Below are 6,412 nucleotides of genomic sequence, written 5' to 3' on the forward strand. Positions count from 1 at the left end.
GACACACACATGAAGGCACGAGCGATTTTACTCGCCTCTGTCCTGCTGGTGGGGTGCCAGTCGTCGAAAAACGATGGCAACGTCCAACAGCACGCACAGAGCCTTTCTGCAGCTGGTCAAGGGGAAGCAGGTAAGTTCACAAGTCAAGCGCGCTGGTTAGATGATGGAACCTTCTACGCGCAAGACCAGGATCTGTGGACTTCCATAGGCGACGAGCTAAAGATGGGAATACCGGAAAATCCCCGGATTCGCGAACAAAAACAGAAGTATTTAAGTAATAAGAGCTATCTCCACGATGTAACTTTACGGGCAGAGCCGTATATGTACTGGATAGCCGGGCAAGTTAAGAAACGTAACATGCCAATGGAACTGGTATTACTACCCATAGTGGAGAGCGCTTTTGACCCGCACGCAACGTCTGGCGCCAATGCCGCAGGCATCTGGCAGATCATTCCGAGCACCGGGCGCAATTATGGTTTGAAACAGACCCGCAGCTACGATGCGCGTCGTGACGTCGTCGCCTCTACCACGGCGGCGTTGGATATGATGCAGCGTTTGAACAAGATGTTCGACGGCGACTGGTTGTTAACGGTCGCCGCGTACAACAGCGGCGAAGGTCGAGTGCTGAAGGCAATGAAAGCGAACCGTTCGCGTGGTAAACCCACCGATTTCTGGTCGCTGCCATTACCGCGGGAAACCAAGGTGTATGTGCCAAAAATGCTGGCGTTGAGTGATATTCTCAAAAACAGCAAACGTTATGGCGTGAAGCTGCCGACGGCAGACGAAAGCCGTGCGCTGGCGCGTGTTCGCCTCGACAGTCCGGTTGAGATTAGCCAGCTCGCAGATATGGCAGGCATGCCTGTCGGCAAGCTGAAAACCTTCAACGCCGGCGTCAAAGGATCAACCCTTGGTGCCAGCGGGCCAAAGTACGTTATGGTGCCACAGAAACACGCTGCTCAGCTGCGTGAATCACTGGCCTCTGGCGATATTGCAGCCGTGCAACCTACGCTGCTGGCGGACAACACGCCGTTGACCAGCCGTAGCTACAGGGTGCGTTCGGGCGATACGGTTTCCGGGATTGCATCGCGTCTTGGCGTATCGACGAAAGATCTGCAGCAGTGGAATAACCTGCGCGGGTCCGGGCTGAAAGTGGGTCAGAACCTGGTGATTGGCGCCGGTAGCAGCGCACAGCGTCTTGCCAACAACAGCGATAGCATCACCTATCGCGTACGTAAAGGTGATTCGTTGTCGAGCATCGCGAAACGTCACGGCGTGAATACACGTGATGTGATGCGCTGGAATAGCGGCACTGATGACCTGAAGCCTGGCGACCAGCTGACGCTGTACGTGAAGAACAGCGACAGGCCAGACTCCTGATACATCTGCTTAGTAGAAAAGGCACCGGATCCCGGTGCCTTTTTGTTTTAAAGCGTTTTTTGTTTTAAAGCGCTTTATGCGCTTCAAACATAATCGTATCGCTGGTAAAGGAGCCGTCCTGCTGCAAAGCGAAATAGGCTTTGACCTCTGCGGATGCGCTCTCCTGATATAAACGGATGGCCTCCACCAGCGGTGCTGGCGTGCGCATACGGGCCACCCATGAGGAAAATTCCAGCGGCAAGCGATCGGTCAACAGCTGATTAACCGCCAGCCCGGCCTCATTCGCTAATGCCAGCCATTCTCCGCTCGAGTAGTTTCGTACATGAGACGTATCACGCAGCGCTTCAACGGTTTGCAGCCAGATATCGCGTACAGGATGCCCGGGCGACATCACATCCATAATTATCATCACGCCGCCCGGCTTCAGGACGCGCTTAACCTCACGCAGCGCCTGGCCGACATCATGCCAGTGATGGGCAGAATAGCGGCTTATCACCACATCAAAGCTGTCATCGGCAAACGGCAGCGTTTCCGCATACCCCTGTTGAGTAACAATATTGGCGAAACCTTTATCTTTTGCGGCTTCAGCAACCACCTCCAGCATCTGGCTCGATAAATCATAAGCCGTAACCTGCGCCACCTGCCCCGCGGCGGTAAAGCTGGCGTGCCCTGCCCCGCATCCCATATCCAGCAACTTTGCCTGTGGGAAATCGGCCAGCCGTTCGGCCAGGCGCTGCAGATCGCGCCCGGAAGCGTGTACGGCGCTGGTCAGATAGGCGCTAGCCTGTGAGCCGAACTGCTTTTCGACATTGTCATGGTGAGAGCGTGTTGTCATTGTGTTGTCCTTCGGTTGTGTGAATCATTAAGGGCAGCATCGTGCTGAGCGCAGACCTGCCCGGTGGCAGGCCTGACATACCTTAATTAATCAGGCTTGCCGGGACTGAATTCGACTAGTAGCGGGTTGTGGTCAGAGGCGCGCGTCACCAGCACGGAAGCATCGTGTACGCTTAACCCACGATAGAATACAAAATCAAGCGGACGCCCAAACGCCCGACGTCGTTGATCGTCAGGGAAACGGACTTCGCGCAGCGACATTTCTCGCGCAAAGTGATAGAGCGCATTAATTCGTGAACGGCTCCAGGCATTGAAATCACCGGCCATAATCACCGGGCCACTGTGATGGGCTATTTGATCGCCAATCGGCAGCAGCTGCTTGCTGTAGACATCGACACCGAGGCTGAAATTAACTGCGTGAATATTCACAACCATCAGTAAACGCGTATCCGGCAGCGGATACACGGTCACTAACGCAGACTTTGCCAGCCGCAGAATCGGCTCACGCTCGCGCAGCGGGCAGCAGTACACCGGATGCGCCGAAGCCAGCGTCATGACGCCAGAGGGGTGCTGCGGCAACACCAGAGCCGGAACCTGATCGGCGGCCAGGTAATTAGTCGTCGCAAATCGAACCATTTCAGGGGTAGTTTGCGCTTCCTGTAACAGCACAAGATGGGCATCTTTACCGAAGTTCTTGAGAACGGACTTCCACTCCGCCCGCTGCTGCTTAAAGATATTCCACACCAGGACGCGGATCTTTTCATCTGTGCTTAATGGCACGCCGGCAGGAAATGCCTGGCCCACGCTTGCGAATGACCCCGGAGGCAAAATTCTCTCCGCGGGCTGTCCGGCAACGTAGCGCATAGCATAAGTATTCTTTCGCAATTTGGGCATCAAACCTCGATAACAGGAAACCAGCCTGACTGCGGCTGGTTCTTCTGTTATAGGGACTTTCACTGGTACTTTCAATGCAATTCGCGAGAAACCTTTATCCTTCGACATTCACCGTCTTTGCCGGTCGGTACTTATCCAGACGACCACTGCGCACAACCAGCAGCAGCGCGGCGAAGACGATGACGGCCCCTATCCACGGCGTCTCGGCCAGCCCATAGCGCTCCACCGTTTGTCCACCGATAACGGAACCTAACGCTATGCCAACGTTGAACGCGGCGATATTCAGGCCGGAGGCCACGTCAACCGCACCCGGGGTATACTGCTCGGCTTTTTGCACGACGTAAACCTGCAGCCCCGGCACGTTACCGAAGGCAAAAATCCCCATCACCAGCACCGTTGCCAGCGCAGCATACTGGATGCTGGCGGTAAACTGGAATACCAGCAGCAGAACTACCAACGCGGCAAAGATTAACTTCAGTGCCGCAACGGCCCCATGCTTATCGGCCAGTTTTCCGCCCCAGACGTTGCCAACGGCCACCGAGATACCATAGCCCAACAGAATCCAGCTCACCGTTGATGGGCTAAACCCGGCCAGCTCCTGCATCATGGGAGCCAGGAAAGTAAACGCGGTGAAGACGCCGCCATATCCCAATGCGGTGATGGCATAAATCATCAACAGACGCGGATGGGTGAGGACCTTAATCTGATCGCGCAGGCTTGCGCTGGCGCGGCCTGGGATGTTGTTCGGTACCAAAATCAGACTGCTCACCAGTGCAATGACGCCGAGAATCGAAACGGCGAGAAAGGTTTCTCGCCAGCCAAAATGCTGGCCGATAAAGGTACCGATCGGTACACCGGTCACCAGGGCGACCGTTAAGCCACCAAACATAATGGCGATGGCCGAAGCGGCTTTCTCTTTCGGCACCAGGCTCGTCGCGATAGTTGAGCCAATCGAGAAGAACACACCGTGTGCCAGGCCAGTCAGCAGACGCGCAAAGACCAGCGTCGCATAACCGGGAGCCTGCCAGGCCAGCAGGTTACCGGCGGTAAAGAGCACCATCAGCGCCAGCAGCAGCTGTTTACGCGGCATACGCCCGGTCAATGCGGTCAGCACCGGCGCGCCGATGGCCACCCCCAGAGCGTAGATAGAAACCAGCAGGCCGGCAGAAGGCAACGAGATAGCCAGTTGTTCAGCAATCGTGGGGACCAGCCCCACAATCACAAATTCCGTGGTACCAATAGCAAAGGCACCGATTGTTAAGGCAAGTAGCGCCAGTGGCATAATTTACTCCGTATCATCAGGATTAAGATGACACGTAGTATGAAGCGATGTTTAAATAACAAAAACTATCAAAGTCTCAATAGAATTTTGCTACAGGTGCAATAATGAGAGCCACTTCAGAAGAGATAGCCATCTTTATCGCCGTCGTCGAAAGCGGGAGCTTTAGCCGGGCGGCTGAACAGCTGGGGCAGGCTAATTCCGCCGTCAGTCGGGCGGTAAAAAAACTGGAATCAAAACTTGGCGTCAGCCTGTTGAACCGTACAACCCGTCAGCTCAATCTGACCGAAGAAGGAGAGCGCTATTTTCGTCGCATGCAGGTTGTCCTGCAGGAGATGGCGGCGGCGGAGAATGAACTTCTGGAGACACGGACGACGCCGAGGGGATTGTTACGCGTTGATGCCGCCACGCCGGTGATGCTGCATTTCCTGATGCCGCTGGTGAAACCTTTCCGCGAACGTTATCCGGAAATGACCCTGTCGCTGGTGTCATCAGAAACCTTTATCAATCTGATTGAGCGTAAAGTCGACGTCGCGATCCGCGCCGGTACGTTAACAGATTCCAGCCTTCGCGCCCGGCCGCTTTTTAACAGCTACCGCAAAATTATCGCCTCCCCGGACTATCTGGCTCGCCACGGTACGCCGAAAAATGTCGCTGACCTGAAAGATCACCTGTGCCTGGGCTTTACCGAACCGGTCTCGTTGAATACCTGGCCCGTCTCCTGCTGCGATGGTCAACTGCTGGAAGTGAATTGTGAGATCTCATCGAACAGCGGGGAAACCCTTAAGCAGCTATGCCTGGCAGGGAATGGTATTGCCTGTCTGTCCGATTATATGGTCAACCAGGAAATTGCGCGCGGGGAGTTTGTTGAACTGCTGGCCGAGAAGCGCCTGCCGGTTGAAATGCCGTTCAGCGCGGTTTACTACAGTGACAGAGCCGTCAGCACGCGCATCCGGGCATTTATCGACTTTCTTAGCGAGCATGTAAAACAGCTCCCGCAGGAGCTGTAATACGCGCGTTCCCGACCGCTCTTTTCGCGTAGTCGGCCAGCCGCTCGTGCTGATTCAGACGATCAGTCCCACTCAGGCGCCAGGCCTTGCGGGCTAACCAGACGATCGTTGCAATCCAGCGCGGCGATCGCCTGACGATCCTCGGCATCCAGCTGCAGATCCTGAGCTTTCAAATTGCTTGCCAGATTTTCGCGCTTCGTGGACGACGGGATTACGGCGTAGCCTTCACCTATCGCCCAGGCCAGAATAACCTGTGCCGGCGTCGCATTGTGTTTCGCCGCAATGCCGGCAATCACTTCATCTTTCAGAGCCTTACCATAAGCCAGCGTCATGTAAGAGGTGATATGGATACCGTGTTGTGTAGCCCACTCCACCACTTTTCGGTTTTGCAGGTACGGAGAGAGCTCAATCTGATTGGTCGCGATATTTTCAGCACCGACGGCGGCAATCGCACGTTCCATTAGCGGAATCGTGAAGTTAGAGATGCCAATCTGACGGGTCAGACCCTGCTTTTTCGCTTCCAGCAGTGCAGGCATAAATGCTTCAACGGCAACGGTATCATTCGGCGACGGCCAGTGGATCAGCGTCAGATCGACATAATCTGTACGCAGCTTCTGCAGACTCTCTTCAAGACTGGCGATAAGCTTTTCCGGGCTCAGGTTTTCAATCCAGATTTTGGTGGTGATAAACAGCTCATCACGCGGCACAGCGCTTTCTTCGATAGCCTGGCCAACAGCGGCTTCGTTATCATAAATCTGAGCGGTATCAATCGTACGATATCCCAGTTCCAGCGCCGTTTTCACTGATGCGATGACCACGTCATCTTTCAGGCGGAAGGTTCCAAGACCAAATGCAGGGATTGCCATAAAATTCCTCGTTATTTCTTAATGTTGGCTGATTGAGGTCATTATGGTTGATGTAACGAAAGGGAAAAAGATCGATAAATGCAGAGGATTTTTGCTCAATAAGCAAAAATAGAACAGCAGGAAAAGAAAAAGCCCTGAGCAAATGCTCAGGG

Annotated in this window: 7 protein-coding genes; 2 read left to right on the top strand and 5 right to left on the bottom strand. The window is 54.5% G+C overall.

The window, feature by feature from the left end:
- Window positions 1-9 precede the first annotated feature (9 nt).
- The gene (mltD, locus tag AC007G_RS04455) at window positions 10-1,377 is read left to right on the top strand and encodes a murein transglycosylase D (RefSeq protein ID WP_032689383.1); all 1,368 of its coding nucleotides are present in this window, start codon (window positions 10-12) and stop codon (window positions 1,375-1,377) included.
- Window positions 1,378-1,441: 64 nt separating this feature from the next.
- Here mltD and AC007G_RS04460 read toward each other — a convergent pair whose 3' ends face one another.
- The 3 genes from AC007G_RS04460 to AC007G_RS04470 all read right to left on the bottom strand — a co-directional run bounded on the left by AC007G_RS04460 (window position 1,442) and on the right by AC007G_RS04470 (window position 4,387).
- Entirely contained in the window at window positions 1,442-2,212 is a 771-nt protein-coding gene (locus AC007G_RS04460) for a class I SAM-dependent methyltransferase (protein WP_032689384.1), read from the bottom strand.
- Between the two features lie 86 nt (window positions 2,213-2,298).
- Window positions 2,299-3,096 (bottom strand): endonuclease/exonuclease/phosphatase family protein, encoded by a 798-nt coding sequence (locus tag AC007G_RS04465; RefSeq protein ID WP_479466549.1) that lies wholly within the window; start codon window positions 3,094-3,096, stop codon window positions 2,299-2,301.
- Between the two features lie 103 nt (window positions 3,097-3,199).
- Entirely contained in the window at window positions 3,200-4,387 is a 1,188-nt protein-coding gene (locus AC007G_RS04470) for an MFS transporter (protein WP_032700764.1), read from the bottom strand.
- A 104-nt stretch (window positions 4,388-4,491) separates the two neighbouring features.
- On the opposite strand from AC007G_RS04470, the gene yafC reads away from it, so the two are divergent.
- Entirely contained in the window at window positions 4,492-5,394 is a 903-nt protein-coding gene (yafC, locus tag AC007G_RS04475; RefSeq protein WP_032689387.1) for a DNA-binding transcriptional regulator YafC, read from the top strand.
- 62 nt (window positions 5,395-5,456) lie between these two features.
- Here the strand turns inward: yafC and dkgB are convergent, their stop codons facing one another.
- Window positions 5,457-6,260, bottom strand: coding sequence for a 2,5-didehydrogluconate reductase DkgB (gene dkgB / locus AC007G_RS04480; RefSeq protein ID WP_133959721.1), 804 nt, complete (start codon window positions 6,258-6,260; stop codon window positions 5,457-5,459).
- Window positions 6,214-6,412 (bottom strand): hypothetical protein (locus AC007G_RS04485; protein ID WP_210434733.1); only part of this gene is annotated, 199 nt, incomplete at its 5' end. The genes dkgB and AC007G_RS04485, both read right to left, overlap by 47 nt.

This window comes from Klebsiella sp. CSG-1, assembly GCF_056521145.1.

What these genes read in the sequence shown, in the direction of transcription:
- yafC (WP_032689387.1), top strand. Translation starts at nt 4,492, where the DNA reads ATGAGAGCCACTTCAGAAGAGATAGCCATCTTTATCGCCGTCGTCGAA.
- AC007G_RS04470 (WP_032700764.1), bottom strand. Translation starts at nt 4,387, where the DNA reads ATGCCACTGGCGCTACTTGCCTTAACAATCGGTGCCTTTGCTATTGGT.
- AC007G_RS04460 (WP_032689384.1), bottom strand. Translation starts at nt 2,212, where the DNA reads ATGACAACACGCTCTCACCATGACAATGTCGAAAAGCAGTTCGGCTCA.
- mltD (WP_032689383.1), top strand. Translation starts at nt 10, where the DNA reads ATGAAGGCACGAGCGATTTTACTCGCCTCTGTCCTGCTGGTGGGGTGC.
- dkgB (WP_133959721.1), bottom strand. Translation starts at nt 6,260, where the DNA reads ATGGCAATCCCTGCATTTGGTCTTGGAACCTTCCGCCTGAAAGATGAC.